The sequence below is a fragment of the Aquibium sp. ELW1220 genome (assembly GCF_030398385.1).
GTDB lineage: Bacteria > Pseudomonadota > Alphaproteobacteria > Rhizobiales > Rhizobiaceae > Aquibium.
On sequence record NZ_JAOAOQ010000127.1, the window covers coordinates 1 to 629 of the forward strand.

1 protein-coding gene is annotated in these 629 nt (G+C 66.8%); it reads left to right on the forward strand.

Going from position 1 to position 629, the window contains the following annotated elements; translation table 11 throughout:
- On the forward strand, nt 1–629 hold a 629-nt coding region (locus N1F91_RS31030; protein WP_289997772.1), incomplete at both ends, for an IS66 family transposase.

Here is a 629-nt window from a genome sequence, read left to right on the forward strand (position 1 = left end):
ATCCGGCCCAGATATGCCTGCCGGGCCTGCGAAGCCAACGTCGTGCAGGCGACGGCGCGCCCGCGGGTGATGGATGGTGGCATGGCGACGACGGCGCTGGTGGCGCATGTGGTCGCCTCCAAGTTCGCCTGGCATCTTCCCCTCTATCGCCAGGCGCAGATCTTCTCGGGTTACGGCGTCGAGATCGACCGGGGAACGCTCGGCGGCTGGGTCGGACGGGCAGCCTGGTGGCTGAAGCCGCTTTACGAGCGGCTGCTCGCCTTCATCCGCTCGCAACCGCGTGTGTTCTGTGACGAGACATCACTGCCGCGGCTCGACCCGGGGCGCAAGCGGACGAAAGTCTGCCAGTTGTGGGCGCAGGCGGTCGATGATCGGCCCTGGCGGGGCCCGGCGCCGCCAGCGGTCGGCTATGTGTTTGCCGAAAGTCGCGGGACGGAAGAAATCGAGACGCAGCTGTCAACCTTCGGGGGCATTCTCCAGGTCGATGGCTATGGCGCCTACAAGAGCTTGGCCAAGCGGCGGCGCAAGAGCAATGCTGCACCCTTGCAGCTTGCCTTCTGCCTTGCGCATGCGCGCCGCAAGTTCGTCGAAGTGGTCAAGACGACGGGCTCGAGCGAGGCGCTGGCGGT